The sequence below is a fragment of the Saccharopolyspora sp. NPDC003752 genome (assembly GCF_053605825.1).
Genome location: NZ_JBSGJZ010000057.1, coordinates 14,003 through 33,872 on the forward strand (window position 1 = coordinate 14,003; position 19,870 = coordinate 33,872).

Below are 19,870 nucleotides of genomic sequence, written 5' to 3' on the forward strand. Positions count from 1 at the left end.
CTCGGCCTCCGTGAGGCGCGCCCAGTCCTCAGACGAATGTTCTTCTGCGGATAATGGGCGCAGTCGAAGACTTTCTCCGCCAAGTCACTGATCCCGTCGAGGGACTCTTCGCGTGCTGCCCTTTTCCACCCGGCCGTCGCCCTAGACCAGAGCTCTCGTCGCACACCGTCCCGGCAGCTGGGTGCCCCACATCCCATCTCAACGCAGACGCCCCCGACACACAGCCCACTGAGAGCATCTCAGTGCAGGTCAGTCTGCAATAATCGATTCAGTACCTCGTCGACGCTCATCCATTTGTGCTCGTCCCCGGGGGCGACGGCGGCGTAGGTCTCGTCCAGGAACTCCGCCAGTTTGGCAGCGGGTGCTTCGAAGGCGGCCTGCCCGGACGGCGAGCTCAACGCGATGACGACGAGCTCGGGCTTGTCAAGTTGGGGGATGATTTGCACGTCACCTTCACCACTCGCAACGACCAAGCCGGCCGCCAGCAGATCCCGGTCGATCACCCAGTCGACCTCGCCACTCATCCCCGCGCGGAAGCTCATGTTCACCGCGTACGGATCACGGCTTTCGTACCGCAGTTCCACCTCGAGCGGCCTCCGCACATCGGCCGGGGCCATCAGGTTGAAAACCGCGGCAGAGTAGATCGTCTTGTGGTTCTCGCTCATCATGCCTGCGCTCCTCAGAGTCGGATCCTGCACGACACACAGCATGGCCGCCCTGGATCCACAACTTCTTCACGCCGTCTTCAGCTCGTCGCAAGCACGCAGGCCAAGCCCGACGAACACGCATGTACAAAAGGGCAATCCTCCAGGTAAAGACGATCACGGGCACAAACGGATGCCCGAAAGGGCACTACGGTGCAAGAGATCCAAATGGATGGCTCTTGCGCAACTAGGGGTGGCGATGCCTGCGAGCCCGTGCGGCCCGCTTCGGGTCGAATTGCTGGGGCCTTCGCGTGCTTGGCTCGGAGAGGTGGAGATCACGCTCGGCCCGCCACGCCAACGAGCAGTGTTCGCGGTGGTGGCACTGCAGGCCAACCACGTCGTCCCCCGACATGAACTCATCGACGCCCTGTGGGGGGAACGCCCTCCCACCAGCGCCGAAGGCAGCATCTACACCTACATTTCTGGCCTGCGCCGCAGCCTGGAACCGCAGCGCTCCCGCCGATCCAACGACGGCATCCTGATCTCGCAACCAGCCGGTTACACGCTTCGCCTTCCCCCGGAAGCCCTGGACATCAGCGTCTTCGAGCGGCTGCGCGAGCAGGGACGGCAACAGCTTTCCTCCGGTGACTACGAGGCCGCGGTTGCATCCCTGGACGGTGCGTTGGGCCTATGGCGCGGAGAAGCGCTGTCCGGCGTTCCGGGGCCATTCGCCCAGCGCCACCGCGAACGCCTGGCGGAATTACGCCTCGCGACCATCGAAGACCGTTCGACCGCGGTTCTCGCGCTGGGCGGCCACGTGGATTTGGCTGCGGAACTTGCCGGACTCGTCCGCGACTTCCCGTTGCGGGAGTCGTTGCGCGTGTTGTTGATGATCGCCCTGTATCGCAGCGGACGACCGGCGGAGGCATTAGAGGTCTACAGGGACGCCCGCCGGATGCTGGTTGAAGAGCTCGGCGTCGAGCCGGCTCCCGAGCTGAGCCGAGTACACGAACAGATTCTGGCCAACGATCCCGTGCTGGATGCAGAACCAGCGAGGGCACCGGTGCCCAACAACGCACCACGGTCAGCTGGCAGCGCGCCGCTCTCGGTCGTTCCGGCCCATGTCACCCGTGCGCTGCAGCGAAGCGGGGAAAGCCGCTTCGTTGGGCGCACTGCGGAGGTCGCGCGCCTGCAGGATCTGGTCGCCGAGGTGCGGGCAGGCCGTGGCCGACCGGTGTGGATTGAGGGCGATCCAGGGATTGGAAAGTCCGAGCTGCTCACAGTTGCCCTCGCCGACGCCGGCCGCCGCGGCTGCCAACTCGCATGGGCGGTGGCCGACGAGCTGAGTCAGCGATTCCCACTCCAGGTCGTGACGGAGTGTCTCGGCATCGATGCGACAGCACCCGACCCGCGGCGGGCGCAACTTGCCGCCACCTTGCACGGCGAGCATGCCACGGACCCGGTCCACCGGTTGCTCGAACTCGTCGACGAGATCTGCGCGATCGCGCCGCTGATACTGGTCATCGACGATCTGCAGTGGGCGGACGAGGCCAGCGTCCTGGTGTGGCACCGGCTCTGCGCGGCGACGCGCCAATTGCCGCTGTTGCTGGTCGCAGCGTCGCGCCCGGCACCGGATCGGGCCGAGATGGGACAGCTGCGCCGCGCAGTCGAATTGCGGGATGGCGAGGTTTTTCTGCTGGGTCCGCTGTCCGAGACGGAGACCGACCAGTTGCTCGCCGAGTTGGTCGGCGCCGAACCAGGCCCCGTACTGCGGGAGATAGCCGCACGCGCTGCGGGAAATCCCATGTACGTGCAGGAAATGACCGACGCATTGCTGCGAGCCGATGCCGTGGCGATCGGGAACGGCACTGCCGATGTCCCCGCGGCATCGATCTCGGAAGCCCCTCAATCCCTCGTTGCCGCTGTCGGCAGACGACTCGACTTCCTTTCCCCACCGAGCCGGGAAGTGCTCCGCTGGGGCGCGCTGTTCGGGCTGGAGTTCTCCGTCACCGACGTTGCCGCGGCCGCGGGTCGACAAGCGTTCGAGCTTCTGCCGGCCTTCGAGGAAGCTATCGCTGCCGATGTCGTCGTCGATGCCGAGACCCAACTCGCATTCCGGCACCCACTACTGCGGCAGGCGCTCTACGAAGGGATCCCGAAGGCTGTGCGAGGCGCGCTGCACCGGCAGGCGGCGGAGGCCCTCGCCCGTGGTGACGCCCCGGTGCGGCAGGTCGCGGAACAGCTCCTGGCCGCACCGGCTGCCAACGAACGCTGGGTGTTGGAATGGCTGGCTGATAACCACGTCGCGGTGTCCAACCGGGCGCCGCTGATCGCCATCGAGCTGTTCGAACGCGCGCTCGAAACCTGCCCGGCTGGTGACGCGAACCGAGAAGTGCTGCTCACGGCACTTGTGAAGGTTCTGTTTCGCGCGGGGCGTGACCCCGAGGCGAAAGCGCGGCAAGCCCTCGCCATCGCGACCGACCCGTACCGGTCGGCGGAGATGCGGCAGCTACTGGCCGCGATGTTGCACCGAAGAGGCGACACGCCTGCAGCAATCGAAACGCTGGGGGACGCGGCTGATGATCCGGCGGTCCCGGAGATATGGCGCGTCAGGCACAGATCGCTGCTGGCGAACTTCCGGCGCGGTGACCTCAGCGATCTCGACGCGACCGAAAGGGCTGCCGATGACGCGTACGAGGAGGCGGTGACCGCGGGTGAGCCCTACCCCATCGCGCACGCGTTGCAGACCAGGTGGCTGGTTGACACGGTGCGCCGAGATCACGTACGCGCGCTCAAGCACATCGACAAGGCACTCGGCGTGGTCGGCAATGACCCCGAGTTTTCGGAGTTCCGCTTCGATCTGCTCGACAACCGCTCCTTCACGCTGCAGAACCTGGATCGTCTCGTCGAGGCAGAGAAGACCATGCGCTCCGCTCGCGTAGTCGCAGCACAACACCTCCCGTCCAGCGGTCTCCAAGTGACCGAGGCAGTGCACTACTACTGGGTGGGCCGCTGGGACGACGCCGTGCTCGAACTGCAGACCTTGACGGACGACGGTCCGGCGATCTCCTTCTACGGGTTGCGCGAGCCCGGCCCAGCAGCGCTGCTCGCGCATGGCGTCGGCGCGTTGATCGCCGGGCATCGGGACGACAGCAAGGCCGCCGCACGTCATCTCTACGCTGCCGAACAATATGCGCCGGCCACCGGCGCGGAACGGGAGAGCTGTGACTTCCTCCTGGTCGCGCAGGCGCTAGCGGCCGAGCAACGCGGTGAACCGGACAAGTCCCTGTCCATCCTGGACCCGATCCTAAGCCCGGGATTCGCACCCCTGATGCTGCGGCACCAATGGCTGCCGGACCTCGTCCGACTGGCGGTTGAAGTCGGCGATCTCGACCGGGCACATCGAGCGTTGGACGTGTGCCAGGAAGAAGCGGTAAAGGAAAGCCAGCCGGCCCGGGCGTTCACTGCGTCTGCCCGCTGCCAAGGGCTCATCTCCGGCGACCCCGAGCCGATCATGGCCGCGGTGCAGCACTACCGAGAGGTGGGGCGCGAGGTCGAACTCGCCGCAGCTCTAGAAGACGCGGCGCTGCTCCTGGCCCAACGGGATCTGCGGGACGACGCCCAGGACAAACTCGACGAAGCAGTCCAGCACTTCGCCCTCCTGTCCGCCCGCTGGGACATTCGCCGAGCCGAGTCCAGGCTCCGCGCACATGGGATTATCCCGAGTCCGCACGCTCGACTCGTGCGTCCCTCCGGTGGCTGGGCGGCCCTGTCTTCGGAAGAGGTCCGGATCGCACGCCTAGTCGCGGAAGGGCGTTCCAACCCTGACATCGCAACCGAACTGGCTCTACCGCGGCGGATTGTGCAAGGCCATGTCACCAGCATCCTGGGTAAGCTGAACGCGCATTCTCGCATCGCTGTCGTCGACGAAGTTCGCAGACGCGCCCCGGACGGCGCGCTGACCGAGATTCACAGGTAATCGCTTGGGTCAACATCCAACAACAGATCTCGCAACGCCGCACGCAACCGTTCGGCCTGCAACGGCGTGAGGACCACATCAGTACCGTCCGGGGTGGTCAGAACCATCCGCCGTCCAGCGAACACAAGCGTCAGTTCGCGATCGCTGCCCTGGTCGTCGGAACATGGAAGCACGTGTCGTGCTTTTTTCGGGGAGATCTTATCGGCGACGGGCATCGAGGGCCTCCGGTGCTCCGCGACCTCCGGACAGACTCCGGCTGCGGAAGCAAGCACCGAGAACATTGTCGAGCGACCACCTGTTTCCCGCAGCCGCAAACCCATGTCGCCCATCTCCTTCTGATCAGATCGCTCCGACTCTCATCGCATAGGCCACCGCGTGCTGCCGGTTGCGCAGGTTTAGTCGCCTCGTCACCCCGTAGACGACGTTCTTGACCGTCCGCACGGAGTAGCACAACTGCTCCGCGATCTCCGCGCTGTCCAGCCCTTCGGCCACCAACCTCAGCACATCGATTTCCCGGGAGGTCAACCCGGATTCGTTCAAGCCCTGCGAGCTCGGCACGTCCCGCTGCAGGTATTCCACCTGCTTGAGCAGCTCGCCAAGCAGGTCGGGCGGCTTCATGCCATCACCCTTGGCCGCAGCGATCACACTGTTGATCAGCCTTGTCTCAGTAATCGCAGAGCGCGGCAGTACAGCCACCACGCGAGATTCGACCGCATCGAGCGCATCAGCCGGGTTGAGTACGTTGGTAACCAGCACTCTGGGCATCGACCACTCTTGTGCGGAACGTCGCATATCGGCCAAAACCTGGGCGTTGACGCGGTCTGCAGCGAACACGATCACGTCGGATTTAGCAGGCTTGGCCACCACGCAGAGCTCCGCCTGAGTCTCCAGGAAACTCGTCAGACCCGCCAGGGTGATCGCATCGTCTGCCTGCACAGCCACTCGCACTGGGTTCATCGGGGCCTCCCTACACGCTCTGTGCGTCGTGATCTGAGTGTGGGAAGGCCGTCTTCACGATTTCTCTACATCACCTCTACGGTCGTTTTGCCTGATCAGCGCCGTTGCACGGCCAGGCGACACCGGCTCCACTCGTCGAGCAGGAGATCGATCCAGATGACGTGCAGTTGGGCGGCCTGTTCGTTACCCGCCGCGCGGCACCGCAGGACGTACTCACGGGCGTCCGACATCTCAGTCTCGAGTTGCCGCAACACGAGCCCAGCATCCTCGGGCTGCTTTGCCGTTTTCAACACGTTCCCCCTCTGTCATGCCTGGGACAACCATGCCTGAAACTTGGCGAAATATGAACTCCGGCGCCCAGAACTGGCCAAACGTCTAGCCTGTTTGCCTCGTCGTACCACCCATTCGAGACAGTTCAAAGTCGCCGCAAATGCGTGTCGGCCCGGCGAACCCAGAATGTTACCCCGGAAACCCTGACCGCCCGGGCAGATTATGACGGCGATTCGGGCAGCGCCTCACCAATTCCACCAAACCAGCAACACGGCAGCGCGTAAGATTTCAATGCCTCCGGATACGCACGCGCAATCGTGTTCCAGCGCAAACCTCGCGCCGCCTCGGCGAAGACGACGTTGCCGTAGACGCGAGATCGAGAAGACGTACACGAGAGCACACTCCATCCAGACGGTGGGACCGAGTCATGCGGCGAGGTGTTGCGTAGTGTCCGGATCGAACACGTGGATCTCGACTGCATCGCGCACTGTTACCCGGATCGCCTCGCCGATGCGCGGTGGGGCGCGGCCAGCCGGCCCACGGACGACAATGTGCTGCCGATTCGCCTAGGACGCCGTGAACGTAGGCGTCCGAGCCGAGTTCTTCCACCAGCCGGACGGTGAAGTTCAAAGTCGTACTCGGCCGCTCGTATCAGCCTCAACGCCTCCGCACGCGCTCCGAAGACCACCTCGGTCAGCGTGCTGTCCGCAGCATGACTGAACATCTCCCTGGCAGCGGGACAGTGAGCTCACCGATCGCAACGCCGTCGCGCTGCAGCGACAGATTCAGAAAGTTGATCGCGGGGGTCCCGATTAAGCCGGCGACGAACAAGTTCGCCGGGCACTCGTACAACCCCCGAGGAGTCACGCACTGCTGCAGCACGCCGTCGGCGAGCACTGCCATCCGATCCCCATCGTCATCGCACCTCGACCCGGTCGTGCGTGACGTAGCTCGTCGTCGTTCTCAGGCGCTGTTGCAGCGGTACGATGTCCGCCCGGGTTTCGACGCGCACCTCCGCGTCCAGTTTGGACAGTGGCTCGTCCATCAGGAACACGCTGGGTGCGCGCACGATAGCCCCACCCCATAGCAACTCACTGCCCCTGCCCACCGGACAGCACCTTCGGTTTACGATCCAGGTACTTGGTGATACCCAGTACCCCCGCATCCTCCCCGATCTTGTCCTTAATCTGCCGCTGGGGAATGCGACGCAACTTGAGCGCAAAGTCCATGTTCTCCGCGCGACCGTCATGATCATTGCCTCCCAGCGCCCCTGCCCCAGCCGCACCCACCCACTCCGCGCAGGGCGGCCAGCAGCAGCGAAGCCATGCGGAACCGCGGCCTAAACATCGGCACTACCCACCTGCGTGTAGCACTTCGACTCGCGCACTCCGAAGTGCGGCAAGACCAGGACCTTCACTCCAGCCTGGGTGCGAGTCAACGTCATTGCTTCGTCAAGGCCCGATAGAGGTACGGCGTGGGTCAACAACGGATCGGTACGGATCGAGCCTGATGCGATCAGGTGCATCGCCATATCGAAGTGGTCCAGCCCGGCCATCGAACGACTCACCCTGTCGTCATCCTCTTTCAACTTCGGTAGCAGGACTCGCGACAGCTGGACCCGCGCGCTCGCGTGGGGTGTACCAAAAAGGATCAAGCGGCCATCGACTCCTACCTCCTCGAATGCCTCCTCGATCACATCCGGATCGCCGGTGCAGTCGATCGACGTATCGAACTTCTCACCGCTGACCCCATCGAGGCCTGGGGCGACCAAGTGCGCGCCGAGAGTTGCCGCGAGGTCCAGCTGATCCACGTCGCGGTCGACGACGGTCACTTTGACCCCACTGAGGCACAGCACCTGCAGTACCAGCATTGCCAGCGGATTCGCGCCGAGAACCAATGATCGCTGGCCGGCGACCACGCCGAACCGGCGCACACCCATGAGTGCACGCGCGGTCGGTTCGATCATCGCCCCCTGCGCCCAAGTCATCGTCTCCGGCAGCCGGTAGCAGCTGGCCGCAGGCACAGCAACGTAGTCAGCGAACGCGCCGTCCACGGACTCACCGATCACACGGTGCTGCTCGCATTCCACCGCAGAACCCGAGCCGCATGCCTCGCAATGCCCGCAGGGCAGGTTCGGATCCACCGCGACCCGATCCCCAACTCGCCAGTCTCCCTGCACTGCAGGTCCCAACTCGACGATCTCGCCGCTGAACTCGTGCCCCGGCACAACGGGGTAGGAGGCCGAGGGAAATTCGCCGCTGGCGATTCGCACATCATTGTCGCAAACCCCGCACGCTTGAACCCGGACGATCACCTGCCCGGAGCGCGGTGTCGGATCAGGAACTTCACCGATGCTGATCAACTGCCGTCCGGTGATGATCGCAGCCCGCATCTGCATGCACCTTCCTAAACATCATCGTTGGCCTGGGGGATTCCAAACTGCGCCCACATGAGCAGCTACCCAAATGACCTCTGGACCATTCAAGATGTCTCTGACACCCACAAAAAAACGCGGGATCAAATCTAAGCCCCTAGTGCCACGCCGCTTTGCCCATTCCCGCCCCATCTCGTCCTCGCCACGGCCGCACCAACCGCAGCTGAATTACGAGTGTCCACGAAATCTTAGTTCCGAACTCGTAAACGAGCGACGACGGATCGTGGAACCCGACGATCATGATCAACGCGGCGGCATGCCCGACCGGAAGATCGTTGCGCCCCGACCTGGCAGGTGGATCTTCTGCGCGTTCAGCGGGACTTACGAGAACGTGTCACGAGCCGCTTCGAGCTGCCCGCGACCACGTCCCGTACCGATGTTCCCTAGGCGCGGCAAAGGGCGCACCGGCGTTCTGCAGGAACCCGGCTAATGGCGATCGCCGGTACCCTCCAGAGCCTTTGCCGTATCGACTCGCTTGCGGACGCAGAACCAGCCGATCACCAGCGCAATCGCGAGCACCGGCACGCACAGCAGGGTCATACGTCCCGCTGGCACGTCAAACCACATCAGGCACGCGACGGACAGCAAGAACGCGATCGTGACGATTTGCGTGACCGGCGAGCCCGGCAAGCGATATGCCGGCCGCGCGACTGCTCCGGCCCGCGCCTTGCGCACGAACAGGAGGTGACACAGCATGATCATGCTCCAAGTGGTGATGATCGCGATCGCGCTCAAGTTCAAGACGATCTCGAACGCATCAGTAGGCACCACGTAGTTCAGCCCCACACCCAGCACGCAGACCGCGCCGGTAAGCAAGATCCCCCCGTAGGGCACGTGGCTGCCGTTCATCAGACCGGTGAACTTCGGGGCCGAGCCGGCGACCGCCATGGAACGCAGGATGCGACCGGTGGAGTAAAGCCCCGAGTTGAGGCTGGACATCGCAGCGGTCAGCACCACGAGGTTCATCACGTCACCGACGGCCGGGATTCCGACCTGCGACAGCACTGTCACGAAAGGGCTCTCGCCCTTCTGGTACGCATTCCACGGCAGCAGCATCGTCAGCAGCACCACCGAGCCGACGTAGAAGACACCGATCCGCCACATGATCGAGTTGATCGCCTTCGGCATGATCTTCGCCGGGTTGTCGGTCTCCCCCGCGGCGACACCGACCAGTTCAACGGCGGCATAGGCGAACATGATCCCCTGGACCACGAGGATCAACGGCACCAGACCGTTGGGAAGAACACCCCCGTGGTCCGCGATCAGCTGGGGTCCTGGCACCGTGCCACCGATCGGATGCGCCGCAACGAGCAGACCGATACCGATGACCATGAAGACGACCAGTGCGCCGACCTTGATGATCGCGAACCAGAACTCCATCTCACCGAAGAGCTTCACAGAGACCAAGTTCAGCGACAGCACCACCACCAGCGCCACCAAAGCCAGCACCCACTGCGGCACGGGCGTGAAAAAACTCCAGTAGTGCGCGTACAGCGAGATCGCGGTGATGTCGGCAATCCCGGTGGTCGCCCAGTTCACGAAGTACATCCACCCGGCAACGAAAGCACCCTTCTCGCCCATGAACTCACGCGCGTAGGACACGAACGCCCCGGAGGATGGCCGATGCAGAATAAGCTCTCCCAACGCGCGCACGACGAAGAACGCGAACACCCCGCAGACGGCGTAGGCGATCGCGAGTGACGGACCAGCCTGCGCCAACCGCCCGCCCGCACCGAGAAAGAGGCCGGTGCCGATCGCACCCCCAATCGCGATCATGTTGATGTGCCGGCGTTTCAAGGACTTGCGGTATCCCCTGTCCCCTGGATCCACATGTGTTCGCGGTTCCGGCTGACTGGGATCCTGCAATATTTGCTTAGTCACAGAGTTCTCTCGTTTCGGCTTGCCGTCTCCCGAACAACACGCCAATGCGCCCCACGGGAGATCGCCATACTCATCGCGCTCGTGACACTCAATGATGAATACTGGGACCAAGTCCCCGAATGGTCAAGATCTCCACACGAAAACGAGATTCCCGGGCAGCCCCTTCTGCCCCGCCGAGACAACGCGTCCTGCCTTACTCCAAAAAAAGCCTGCTCGAACACCTGCGGCGCAACGTTTGCCAACGAAGCATTGAAATGTGATTTCGGCCACTTCAAGCAACCAGAAAGCGCACGTAAGTGCCGAACACTCGCGAATACTCACTTGCTTTCGCAACGTCGACGTCGCTATCCGGCTAATGCACCGACATCGAAACCCGACAAGGCGCGCTTTCCAACGCGAGGGGAGGCGATCAAGGTGAGCACCGGTCCGTGGCCGAACGAAGGAGATCAACAACGACGCGGTCCATGAAAGGGCTCTGTTGCCTCATCGAAGACGCATTGCCGACCGGGCGTGCTGGATTTAGGGCCGATGGCGCAGCATCTGCCCGGCCCCGCATCTCGTGCCCCTGCACCAAGTCGCTCGGGGCGTAGCCGGGCGCCGGCCGCAGCCGCAACATCGACCAGACCGCCGCCGAGATCAAAGAGCAGCTTCACAGCCGCAGCTCAACCAGCCTCCGCCGGTCGAGCAAGCCTTCGGCCGCTCCCGGTAGCGGGCGACCGCCATCGGGTTGATCGCGAAAATAGGACGACCGGTGGCTCGCAGCACGGCGACAAGCAGGCCACGCGGCATGGTGATCCACCACCCCGATCCCATAGGTCCGGACGGTGTTCGGGTTGCCGAGCAAATCACGAAAGGTGTCAGCCGCCGCCCGGACGGTCACGGCCTTACCGGTCGGCAACTGCCCGACGGCGGGCATCGCTCAAACGCTTTCGGCCCTCGTCGTGGACCTCGGCATCTCGACGATCGCCAGCCGAGCCGCCGCGATTCGCTAGCACGTCATGGAAATGCCTGTCCCCGTGGTCACCGACGCCGTCGGCTACCACAACGTCACCACCCCCGGCTCGCCGCCCAATCCGGAGGACCGTGGAGCCGATCCCCCCGCCCCGGCGACCACACGGTCGCCAGCAAGCCCACCGACGCAGCGAACTCACGCCAGTTCATTACACGAGCTCACCAGTCCGCAATGCCCTCACGTGAGTGAGCATGCGACGTGCCGGTCGAGCTCCACCGGCAGGCTCTGCGGTATGGAGATCTTCATGCCAGGCAACCAGGGAACCTGCTCCAGGGAACACCCGAGTCGCATACGTGGAAAACCGTTGAGAAGAGCGGAGAAGGCCGTCCTCGCCTCCAGTCTGGCCAGAGACGCTCCCAGGCAGTAGTGGATGCCTTTGCCGAAGCCGAAGTGGTGGTTGTCGCGGCGGCGGATATCGAACCGTTCGGGGTGGGGGAAGGCGGCCGGATCGTGGTTGGCAGCCGTGACTGCTATCAGCACCATGTCTCCGCGCTGCAGGGTCTGCCCGTGCATCTTCAGATCTTCATGCACCCAACGAGGAGTGACGAAGGCGCTCGGCGGGCGGCAACGGACCATCTCTTCGATAGCGGAATCGATCAGTTCAGGCTCTTTGCGCAGCAGGTCCATCTGGTCGGGGTGCTGGAGAAGGAGGAGGGTGCCGTTGGCCAGCAGGCCCGAGGTCGCCGCGATGCCGGCGCGGATGACGACGGACACCATCGGCAAGATCTCCTCCGTGGTGAGCGTGCCTCCGGAGTTTTCGGTAGAGAGCCAGTCGCCGAGGAGCCCTTCCTCGGGGTGCGCCCGTATTTCCCGGATCAGCTCCTGGACCAAGAGCAGGAGGTCCTCCAGCGACTCTCTGACGTCGTCGGTGACGGGGGCGTCAATGTCCCTTGCAGTGATGCGGTTCGCGTACGCGACCAGGAGTGGCTGGTAGTGCGAGGACCTGACAAGGAGACGGCACACAGCGAGGGAAGGGATACGGGAGGCGAAAGAGGAGACCAGATCTACCGATCCGGACCGCGGGAGTTGCGCGATGGTGTCGTTGACGATGGCTTGGACGTCCTCGCGCCATCCTTCGACCCGGTGGGGCGCGAAGAGCGGAGCGAAGCAGGCACGCAGGCGTGTGTGTTCGGGTGGGTCGGTCTTGGCCAGGTGCCGCAGCATCAGGTCCTCGACCTCCAAGGGGGAAAAGGTTCGCGCGATCTCCTCGGCGGAGAGAACAGAGCGCACGTCCTTGCGGAAGCATGTGTCTTTGAAGATCGTGTTGACGTCTTCCCAGCGCGTGATGAGCCAGGCCGTCCCGCCGTTGGGCAGGGCGATCCTGGCAACGGGGTGGTTGGTCCGCAGCGGTCCGAGGATCCGTTCAGGGTCGCGCTTGAACTCGGAGCTGGCCAGGTCGGCTTCGATGATCTCGGCCATGCGAACTCACTCCTCGGAGAGCGGGCCTACGGCGGGGGCGTGGGGGTACGCCGCAGCCTCCCGCGGGTCCAGACGGGGGACGAGGCAGATAGGCCGCAGGTCCGAGTAGCGGCCCGACTCCGCGTGCCAGTGGATGCAGCCGCTCAGGAACGATCCGGTGGCCTCGCAACTGCGTTGCAGGAGCTCGCCGTGCTGGGGGAAGAACTCCAGCATCATCCGCTGCTGTTCCTGGGCGCAGCGCAGTTGCGATGTGAGGTGGGTCCAGACGTAGTCCACGGCCTGTTGCAGCGTGATGCGGTACTCGTTTTGCACGACGAACACGAGGTTGTGCGGGTCAGATGTCTCCAACTCCTTGCGGAGAGAGCCCAAGTCTCCGATAGCGATCATGCTCTCGGCGACCGCGTCCCGGTACGCACGATAGATCCGGCTGCTCGTCACGTCCTCGGGCAGCGAAATGTGCTCGGCCAGGTCGACGAGATCCAGGTAGATGTCCAGTGCGACTGTGCGCCTGCGGCCTTCCTTGTAAGTCTCCTCGGACAACATGATCCCGTCCCTCATGTTGTCGGCCTCCCAGAGGAAGGAGTCGAACCACTCCTCCAGGTGCGCCGCCAACCGGGTCCGCCAGCTTGCCGAGGTCACAGGCAGCAGATCCCGCCACACCATGGCCGTGAGCTGGGCGACGGCGCCTTGGGAGGGCGGTATGGGCGCGACCTCGGGGTCGGCCAGCACACTACGGAGATGGTCGATGCTCTTGGACATCAGAGCACGGTCGGCGATCAGCGACGGGTGCCCGAAGAAGTCGTCGGCGCAGAGGACCAGCAGCCCGATGTCGTGTGCGACTGTCAGCTCTTCCAGCCCGGCGGTCGGGTACAAGTAGGCGGCCATCTCGGTGTACGCCTCGCCCCGGTATTTCTGGAACGCCGGATCGCTCGTCGAGTGGTACAGCTGCAGGCCGCGTCGCACGTTGTGGTCATCGAGCGCGTCCAGGCTCGGGTTTATGCGGAAGGGGTATGGGCTGAGCAGTGGCGGAACGGTCACGGTGTCGACGGGGTTTGCGGTATGAGCGTCAGGAAGTGGATTGCGGGACACTGATGCCCTCCTCCTTCGGATCGCTGTAGCGACCGCTCTCTTCGTGCCATCGGATGAAGCCCGCCTGCCACATGCCCACACGGGTGAAAACCTGGTGCAGCGCCTCCCGGTGTTCGGGAAAGGCGATCTGGATCTGCGGTTCCAGATCGACGAGCTGCTGGGTGTGCAGGGCGTAGAGGTCGGCGACGTGGCTAGCAGCGGCTTCCAAGCCGCATCCGTACTGGGTCTTCAGGATGCTGATGAGGTTGGCCTGAGCGCTGCCGGTGGATTCCTCCACCCGGTAGGAGATCAGGTCGTTGAAGTAGCACAGGCACTCGACGGCTGTGTCCAGGTAACGCTGGTAGAGAGGGCTGTCGTGGATGTGTTCCGGAATAGCCTGCGGCATGTCCAGATGGAGCATGTCCATGTAGGTCCGGGATCCGAAGAGATGAAGCCGGTGGTCCCAGAACTCTTCCTCTTCGAACGGGCGGTTGTGTCCCAGCTGGTCCGTCTCCCAGCAGCAGGCGTCAAACCACGCGTTCATGTGCCCGACGAAGCGCCGCCGCCAGGCCGGCTTCGTACGGGGCACCAGAGCGTGCCACCACGTCTCCACGAGCCGCGCATTGGGATCCTGCGGCACGACTGGTGTGCCGCGCGTGTCCGGGTAGGCGAGCACGTCGGCGTAATGGGCCAGCGCCGATCGGGTATGCGCCACATTTCCCCGGAAGCCAGGCCGGTCGAGATGGTCGTCGATGACGACGACGGACCAGTAGAAGTCGTGGATGATCTCCAGGGTGGACAGGCTGGCCCAGGGATACGTATAAGCGGTCAGATTGTCGAACATCTCGCGCCGGAACTTGTTCCGGACGCGCTCGGGCACGTCACCGTAGAACCACTCTCCCCGCTGCTGGGAATGCCATCGCAGTTCAGGATGATGCGGGCTGACCTGGGCGGGGAATCGGCTGGCAACGCGAGGACGAAGCCGGTGAGACATGGACACGGGCGACTCCCATGACGTGGAACGGACGGCTGTTCAAGCTCCGAACCGCCGGTGGCGGTTGCTGTAGGCGCGCAAGGCGGCTTCCAGATCAGCACGGGCGAAGTCAGGCCACAGCGGCGCACAGAAGTACAGCTCCGCGTAAGCGGCCTGCCACATCATGAACCCGGATGTGCGGATCTCCCCGGACGGTCGAATCACCAGATCGGGATCCGGAACGCCGGCCGTGGACAGATAACTGGCCAGTACGTCCTCCGTGACGCTGACGGGCTTCCCGGACTCCACGTCCGCGACCAGTGCGCGCACCGCGCCGACCACGTCCTGGCGCCCCCCGTAGGCGATGGCCAGGTTGACCAGCATCCCCTCGACGTCGGCAGTCTGCCGCTCCGCACGACGCAGCCTGTCGGCCAATCTCGTCGGCAGCAGCTCCAGCGAGCCGATCACGCGCAGGCGCCAGCGCCGGGCCGCTACCAGCCTGTCGACCACATCCGCGTCGATCGCATAGAGATCAACCAGTTCGCGCTGCGAGCGCGTCCGGATGTTGTCGTCGGACAACATCCACAGCGTCACAACCTCAAGGCCGAACTCCTCGCACCAGCCCAGCACCATTGGCATCTTTCCGAAGCCAGCCCGGTGCCCTTCATATGCCCCTGACTTACCGTTTGCGCGCGCCCAGCGGCGATTGCCGTCCATCACGATCGCCACATGCCGCGGAAGGCGGGAAGGGGAGGCGGATACACCGTGAACGGAACGAAGGGCGGTGGAAGCGTCCTCGCCTTGTCCCACGACGTGGGGTAGAAGATCAAGCGGTACGCATTCCGGTACGGATCGCATGTCGATCTCGGTAGTGGCGGCAGCCCGTAAGGCATTCCGCTGACGTGCGTTGAACACCCAATCCTGCGGAGCCTCCGTCCCCGGCCCGCGAACTCCGGTCCCTTGATCCCCTGCGCCACCTGGTGGGACGCCATTAGCGTCTTCTGCAGTCATCAGCCACACCTCCCCTGGTCCCTTCCGGAGCTGACCGTAGGTTCGGGAGTACCGGGCTCACACCACTGCAAACGGAAACCTGTACGAACAGACCTAAAATCAGACCCTCATGCACTCCAAAGGACGCCTCTCGCGTAGTGTGATCAAGTTTGAGTGGTAAGCATCAGTTCAGAAGCCCAACGAGGCATATCCGCCCGATTTCCGGCGCGTACTACAACTATCCCGAGAGGCGATGAAGGCAATGGAGTCCTGCGCGGAGACCTTCTCCATAGGCGGTGAGCTACCGGTCCGCAGGATCGGCTACGGCGCCATGGGGCTGACCGGTCCGGGCTACTGGTACTACCCGACGGATACGGATGCCGCGTTGGCGGTGCTGCGGCGCGCTGTCGACCTCGGCGTCAACCACATCGACACCGCCGACGCCTACGGCCCCGAGACCAGCGAGCACCTGATCCGCAAGGCCCTGCACCCGTACCCCGACGACCTCGTGATCGCCACCAAGGGCGGGGTGACCCGGCAGGGACCGAACCGGTGGGCGCGAGTCGGCCGACCGGAATATCTGCGTCAGTGCGTCGAAATGAGCTTGCGTCGACTGGGCCTCGACCGGATCGATCTGTACTACCTGCATCGCATCGACCCGCAGGTCCCGGTTGTCGACCAGGTCGGAGCCCTGACCGATATGCGAGACGAGGGCAAGATCCGGTTCATCGGCCTGTCCAAGGTGACGCGCAGCGAGATCGAGCGGATCGCGACCGAGACGCCGATCGCCGCGGTACAAAACCGGTTCAACGCCAACGACGGAGATCGTCAGGTGTTGGACTACTGCACGGACACGGGCACGGCGTTCGTGCCGTATTCCCCTTTTGATCAGGGGAAACTGCCGGACGTACCTGGCGAGGGAGGGCACCGGTTCACGACCGCGCAACGGACACTGGCCTGGCTGCTGTCCCTGTCGCCCGTGGTGCTGCCGATACCCGGCACTACGTCGCTCGATCACCTATCCGAGAACATGGACGTCTCGTTGCGGACAACACGCCGCTGAACTGCTGCACGAGGGCTGGGAAGACCGTGGCCGCCCCGACGTTTCATCACATCCGACGTCGGCTACTCAGCGGATCACGCGGGTATATCGATCACACCTTATAACAGCACATGCCAGCAGGTCAGCGCTGGAGCGTGCAGGGGACTGGCTATCGCGGTGGAGCCGACCCCAGCTTCGCACTGGTTGTCGTGACCGGGAGGATGGTGACGGGGCCTGCAAGCCGTCACCACCCATCCTTCTCAGCGGCAACTCCCAGCGCGCGCAGCAGCCGGCCGAAAACGGCTGCGGTTTCTCCTCCACACCACGCCGGTCGACCGCGATGCTGCCGTCGGAAAACTGCTCGCGCAGCCGACATACCGCGAACGCCGCCATGACGTATGCTGACGCCGAGCTGGCCGACGATCACGATGTCGCTCCGCGAGGAGATGAGCTCGCCGAGCCAGCCGAGCTCCGCTTCGCGCCCCACCAAGTCCCCGTGGCAGCCACCGCAGCGCCGCCGACGCGTTGATGGACGAGTGGGTGGAGCGAGCTACTCGAACACAAACCCAAGTGCAGCCACAAGAGAACACTGACTAGCGAATGCCGCATGGGCGGCACCGCGCCAGCATCGCAGCCGGAAGTCCGCACGGACACACTCAGTTCTGTGGTCCGGCAGCCTGGTGGCCGGGCCGCGGCTTCCACCCCGACAGGAACCACAACAGCGGACCGAAGAACGGCAGGCAGGCGGCGAGCAACAGCCACACGAGCTTCGTCCCCAAGCCCTTGTCGCTGTGGAATACGCTGAACAGCGCGCCAACGACGAACAGCAGATACAAGAACACGATCGCTCCGATCACCAGCACGCTCGCTCCACCCCAGAGCGGTACGAATCCTTGAGCAGCATGGGCGGCCGCCGCGGGCATCATCGCGATACTTCCTTTCCGGACAATCCATTGCGTACATGGCTGTTGATGAAACCGCTCTCGCGCCTTCAGGCGGTGGACTCGTCGGGAACCCAGCGCAGGAGGTCACCCGGCTGGCATTCGAGCACTCGGCAGATCGCGTCGAGCGTGGTGAAGCGGACAGCTTTCGCTCGGCCGTTCTTCAGCACGGCCACGTTCGCCGCGCTGATTCCCACGGCTTCGACGAACTCGCTCACCGACATCTTCCGCATGGCGAGTTGAACGTCAAGGTCAACAACGATCGCCATCAGACGACCTCGTCCATCTCACTGCGCAGCACAATCGCCTTGCGCAGCAGGTGCCGCCCCACGAACAGCAGCAGGACTACCCCGATAGCAGCAAGCGTGCCCACCGCAGAGCCCAGCCACAAGCCGATGAGCTCCATCCCGTCCGACGGAGAGGGGATGTCCGCGAAGGTCACGTACACGAACAAGCCAGCGAGCACGACAGCAGCGGCAAAGACGGCGCCGATTGTCACATTCGCCCAGGCAAGCGCGCCATGCTCGAAAACAGTCCCCTTGCCCGCCCGGTGCAACAACGCCCACACCGTCACCAGGGCGACCTGGAAGCACGCGATGAAGACGATCGCTGCCGTGACCAGGGGCACCCGCACGGATTCGTAGGGAGGGAACAGGGCGACTTCGCCGGCCGCGGTCGCCGGGATCACGACGAACTGGGCGAACAACCCGACAGCGAACGCTCCAGCGAGGAGGACCTGGAGAACGAGGACAGCAGAACGAGGCATGCGTCGATTATCGATAGTTTCCCATCGAAAATCAATAGATAGAATGTGGATCTCGGCGCTCGGCCGTCGGCGAAGCCAAGGCCCGAACACCGACACACCGTGCAGGCGCGGCGGACCGTCGACACCGCACGCCGGCTGCACACCACCCCCACCGCCTCCACGTCGACATCTCTGCGCCAGTACAAGAACCTGGCCGATTCGAGCGCATCCGACGCACCTTGTGCGGCGGTGTCCACAACGAGGACCTCCGGCGCCATCTACTACACCTGGACGGGGTTCGCCATCACAGTCAGCGCGTGACGCATCTGGGCACCCACCGGCCTTCCCCCAGTGAACCCGAGCGCCGTGGCGAGCATCTCGGCCGGACGCTCCTGCACCGCGGACGCCCGCCCACGTTCCAACTCCCGCAGCGCGCGCACTCACGCCGCAAGAGCAGGCGGGCTCCACTTGCAACAATCCCGCTGTCCGCCAGTACCGCAGCAGCAATGGCCGAACACGGCCATCGTGTCGCTCAGGTCGGTCGCACCCAACATTCAACTCGGCAGTTTTCACCGCAAAAAGCTGCCGCTTGCGCCTCCTCCGCGCCCTCCACGGCCCCTAACCTGCGCGGCTTCCCAAACGCGGCCACCAGAACGAGTGGCCGTGGGCGTAGTTGGGCACACAGCGGCATATTGGCTCAATCGACCCGACATCTCAGCACGAAAGACCAAGCACCATTTAGTCCTCTATGGACGATCGTCGGGCGACATGCCCCGCTTCACCGCGCGGTTTAGGCCTACTCGCCCGACGCGGGCTCCTCGTTGGACTCGCTCTCACCGGGCACGGGATTCTCAGGCGTCCACGGCACCACCCGCAGGCCGGCTGCGTCCTGGTGGTTCGCGTACAGCTCGGCCACCTGCTCGTCGTCCAGCATCAACGTTTCGCGCATGAAATCCCCGGTGAGCCGCACCGACGCCGGCCCCGCGGGATTGAACAACACATCCACCCCGTCAGCGAGCAGCACGACCAGCTCATCGAGGTCGATCCGCCGCCAGTCCGGCGAACTGACCCGCCGCCGGTGCGGCTCACCGGTCGCCACCACCACACACGGCACCTCATCCGGCGACTTCGTGACCAGCGGACGCCCATCACCATTCATCGCGATATCGAACAGCGAGTCCCGCAACACCAGCTGGATGTGCTCAACCTCCGCACGATCCTGCAACACCAGCCGCAGCACCGCGTCCAACGGATCCGACGGCGAGTTCTCCTCGCTCGGCGCGTACTCCGGATTCGGCCGGAACTTGCCGAGCCTGCACCCATCCTCCACCGGCCACAGCCCCACCACAGCCTCGATCGGCGGCGCCTCATTCCCAGAAGAGGAGGTCCACGACGGGTCCATCAACAACAGCCAGTTCTCCAACGGCTCTTCGGCCTTGGTCTCTTCGCTCGTCTCAGTTACGAAAACCATGATGCTTCCTCACTCGGGTCGATCGCTGTTCGATCTGCCGCTAC

20 protein-coding genes are annotated in these 19,870 nt (G+C 64.2%); 2 read left to right on the top strand and 18 right to left on the bottom strand.

Annotated features, from left to right (window positions below):
- Positions 1-239: 239 nt before the first annotated feature.
- Positions 240-668: an SsgA family sporulation/cell division regulator gene (locus ACWEV3_RS39775; protein WP_452618850.1), complete on the bottom strand. Its 429-nt coding sequence runs from the start codon at positions 666-668 to the stop codon at positions 240-242.
- A 304-nt stretch (positions 669-972) separates the two neighbouring features.
- Between ACWEV3_RS39775 and ACWEV3_RS39780 the strand changes: the two genes are divergently transcribed.
- Positions 973-4,623, top strand: a complete 3,651-nt coding sequence (locus ACWEV3_RS39780) for a BTAD domain-containing putative transcriptional regulator (RefSeq protein ID WP_452618851.1) — start codon at positions 973-975, stop codon at positions 4,621-4,623.
- Here ACWEV3_RS39780 and ACWEV3_RS39785 read toward each other — a convergent pair.
- The 13 genes from ACWEV3_RS39785 to uppS all read right to left on the bottom strand — a co-directional run bounded on the left by ACWEV3_RS39785 (position 4,614) and on the right by uppS (position 15,648).
- Positions 4,614-4,943: a hypothetical protein gene (locus tag ACWEV3_RS39785; RefSeq protein ID WP_452618852.1), complete on the bottom strand. Its 330-nt coding sequence runs from the start codon at positions 4,941-4,943 to the stop codon at positions 4,614-4,616. The two genes, ACWEV3_RS39780 and ACWEV3_RS39785, sit on opposite strands and share 10 nt — an antisense overlap.
- 19 nt (positions 4,944-4,962) lie before the next feature.
- Positions 4,963-5,580, bottom strand: a complete 618-nt coding sequence (locus ACWEV3_RS39790) for a helix-turn-helix transcriptional regulator (protein ID WP_452618853.1) — start codon at positions 5,578-5,580, stop codon at positions 4,963-4,965.
- Positions 5,581-5,675: 95 nt separating this feature from the next.
- Complete coding sequence (locus tag ACWEV3_RS39795; protein ID WP_452618854.1) at positions 5,676-5,810, bottom strand: hypothetical protein; 135 nt, start codon at positions 5,808-5,810, stop codon at positions 5,676-5,678.
- 733 nt (positions 5,811-6,543) lie between these two features.
- Complete coding sequence (locus ACWEV3_RS39800; RefSeq protein WP_452618855.1) at positions 6,544-6,753, bottom strand: hypothetical protein; 210 nt, start codon at positions 6,751-6,753, stop codon at positions 6,544-6,546.
- 13 nt (positions 6,754-6,766) lie between these two features.
- Complete coding sequence (locus ACWEV3_RS39805; protein WP_452618856.1) at positions 6,767-6,919, bottom strand: hypothetical protein; 153 nt, start codon at positions 6,917-6,919, stop codon at positions 6,767-6,769.
- 22 nt (positions 6,920-6,941) lie between these two features.
- Positions 6,942-7,079, bottom strand: a complete 138-nt coding sequence (locus ACWEV3_RS39810) for a hypothetical protein (RefSeq protein ID WP_452618857.1) — start codon at positions 7,077-7,079, stop codon at positions 6,942-6,944.
- Between the two features lie 110 nt (positions 7,080-7,189).
- Positions 7,190-8,242, bottom strand: a complete 1,053-nt coding sequence (locus ACWEV3_RS39815; RefSeq protein WP_452618858.1) for an alcohol dehydrogenase catalytic domain-containing protein — start codon at positions 8,240-8,242, stop codon at positions 7,190-7,192.
- Positions 8,243-8,710: 468 nt separating this feature from the next.
- Entirely contained in the window at positions 8,711-10,060 is a 1,350-nt protein-coding gene (locus ACWEV3_RS39820; protein WP_452618870.1) for an amino acid permease, read from the bottom strand.
- A gap of 754 nt (positions 10,061-10,814) precedes the next feature.
- A complete protein-coding gene (locus ACWEV3_RS39825) occupies positions 10,815-11,081 on the bottom strand; it encodes a hypothetical protein (RefSeq protein WP_452618873.1) in 267 nt (88 codons plus the stop codon).
- A gap of 273 nt (positions 11,082-11,354) precedes the next feature.
- Positions 11,355-12,596, bottom strand: a complete 1,242-nt coding sequence (locus tag ACWEV3_RS39830; RefSeq protein WP_452618859.1) for a cytochrome P450 — start codon at positions 12,594-12,596, stop codon at positions 11,355-11,357.
- 6 nt (positions 12,597-12,602) lie between these two features.
- On the bottom strand, positions 12,603-13,634 hold the full coding sequence (locus ACWEV3_RS39835) for a terpene synthase family protein (RefSeq protein WP_452618860.1): 1,032 nt from the start codon (positions 13,632-13,634) through the stop codon (positions 12,603-12,605).
- Positions 13,635-13,662: 28 nt separating this feature from the next.
- Positions 13,663-14,544, bottom strand: coding sequence for a terpene synthase family protein (locus ACWEV3_RS39840; RefSeq protein WP_452618861.1), 882 nt, complete (start codon positions 14,542-14,544; stop codon positions 13,663-13,665).
- 153 nt (positions 14,545-14,697) lie between these two features.
- Entirely contained in the window at positions 14,698-15,648 is a 951-nt protein-coding gene (gene uppS, locus ACWEV3_RS39845) for a polyprenyl diphosphate synthase (protein ID WP_452618862.1), read from the bottom strand.
- Positions 15,649-15,889: 241 nt separating this feature from the next.
- On the opposite strand from uppS, the gene ACWEV3_RS39850 reads away from it, so the two are divergent.
- Positions 15,890-16,690 (top strand): aldo/keto reductase, encoded by an 801-nt coding sequence (locus ACWEV3_RS39850; RefSeq protein WP_452618871.1) that lies wholly within the window; start codon positions 15,890-15,892, stop codon positions 16,688-16,690.
- A gap of 635 nt (positions 16,691-17,325) precedes the next feature.
- Here the strand turns inward: ACWEV3_RS39850 and ACWEV3_RS39855 are convergent.
- The 4 genes from ACWEV3_RS39855 to ACWEV3_RS39870 form a co-directional block, all read right to left on the bottom strand.
- Positions 17,326-17,532: a PLDc N-terminal domain-containing protein gene (locus ACWEV3_RS39855; protein WP_452618863.1), complete on the bottom strand. Its 207-nt coding sequence runs from the start codon at positions 17,530-17,532 to the stop codon at positions 17,326-17,328.
- 128 nt (positions 17,533-17,660) lie between these two features.
- Positions 17,661-17,879, bottom strand: a complete 219-nt coding sequence (locus ACWEV3_RS39860; protein WP_452618864.1) for a helix-turn-helix domain-containing protein — start codon at positions 17,877-17,879, stop codon at positions 17,661-17,663.
- Positions 17,879-18,316, bottom strand: a complete 438-nt coding sequence (locus tag ACWEV3_RS39865) for a DUF2975 domain-containing protein (RefSeq protein ID WP_452618865.1) — start codon at positions 18,314-18,316, stop codon at positions 17,879-17,881. The genes ACWEV3_RS39860 and ACWEV3_RS39865 overlap by 1 nt, the downstream gene beginning before the upstream one ends.
- A gap of 835 nt (positions 18,317-19,151) precedes the next feature.
- Positions 19,152-19,826 (bottom strand): type VII secretion system-associated protein, encoded by a 675-nt coding sequence (locus ACWEV3_RS39870; protein WP_452618866.1) that lies wholly within the window; start codon positions 19,824-19,826, stop codon positions 19,152-19,154.
- Positions 19,827-19,870: the final 44 nt, after the last annotated feature.

Bases quoted from the DNA above. Each gene is read 5' to 3' on its own strand.
- ACWEV3_RS39775 (WP_452618850.1), bottom strand. From the start codon at position 668: ATGATGAGCGAGAACCACAAGACGATCTACTCTGCCGCGGTTTTCAAC.
- ACWEV3_RS39785 (WP_452618852.1), bottom strand. From the start codon at position 4,943: ATGGGTTTGCGGCTGCGGGAAACAGGTGGTCGCTCGACAATGTTCTCG.
- ACWEV3_RS39790 (WP_452618853.1), bottom strand. From the start codon at position 5,580: ATGAACCCAGTGCGAGTGGCTGTGCAGGCAGACGATGCGATCACCCTG.
- ACWEV3_RS39795 (WP_452618854.1), bottom strand. From the start codon at position 5,810: ATGTCGGACGCCCGTGAGTACGTCCTGCGGTGCCGCGCGGCGGGTAAC.
- ACWEV3_RS39800 (WP_452618855.1), bottom strand. From the start codon at position 6,753: ATGGCAGTGCTCGCCGACGGCGTGCTGCAGCAGTGCGTGACTCCTCGG.
- ACWEV3_RS39810 (WP_452618857.1), bottom strand. From the start codon at position 7,079: ATGGACTTTGCGCTCAAGTTGCGTCGCATTCCCCAGCGGCAGATTAAG.
- ACWEV3_RS39815 (WP_452618858.1), bottom strand. From the start codon at position 8,242: ATGCGGGCTGCGATCATCACCGGACGGCAGTTGATCAGCATCGGTGAA.
- ACWEV3_RS39820 (WP_452618870.1), bottom strand. From the start codon at position 10,060: ATGATCGCGATTGGGGGTGCGATCGGCACCGGCCTCTTTCTCGGTGCG.
- ACWEV3_RS39825 (WP_452618873.1), bottom strand. From the start codon at position 11,081: ATGCCCGCCGTCGGGCAGTTGCCGACCGGTAAGGCCGTGACCGTCCGG.
- ACWEV3_RS39830 (WP_452618859.1), bottom strand. From the start codon at position 12,596: ATGGCCGAGATCATCGAAGCCGACCTGGCCAGCTCCGAGTTCAAGCGC.
- uppS (WP_452618862.1), bottom strand. From the start codon at position 15,648: ATGACTGCAGAAGACGCTAATGGCGTCCCACCAGGTGGCGCAGGGGAT.
- ACWEV3_RS39850 (WP_452618871.1), top strand. From the start codon at position 15,890: ATGGAGTCCTGCGCGGAGACCTTCTCCATAGGCGGTGAGCTACCGGTC.
- ACWEV3_RS39860 (WP_452618864.1), bottom strand. From the start codon at position 17,879: ATGGCGATCGTTGTTGACCTTGACGTTCAACTCGCCATGCGGAAGATG.
- ACWEV3_RS39870 (WP_452618866.1), bottom strand. From the start codon at position 19,826: ATGGTTTTCGTAACTGAGACGAGCGAAGAGACCAAGGCCGAAGAGCCG.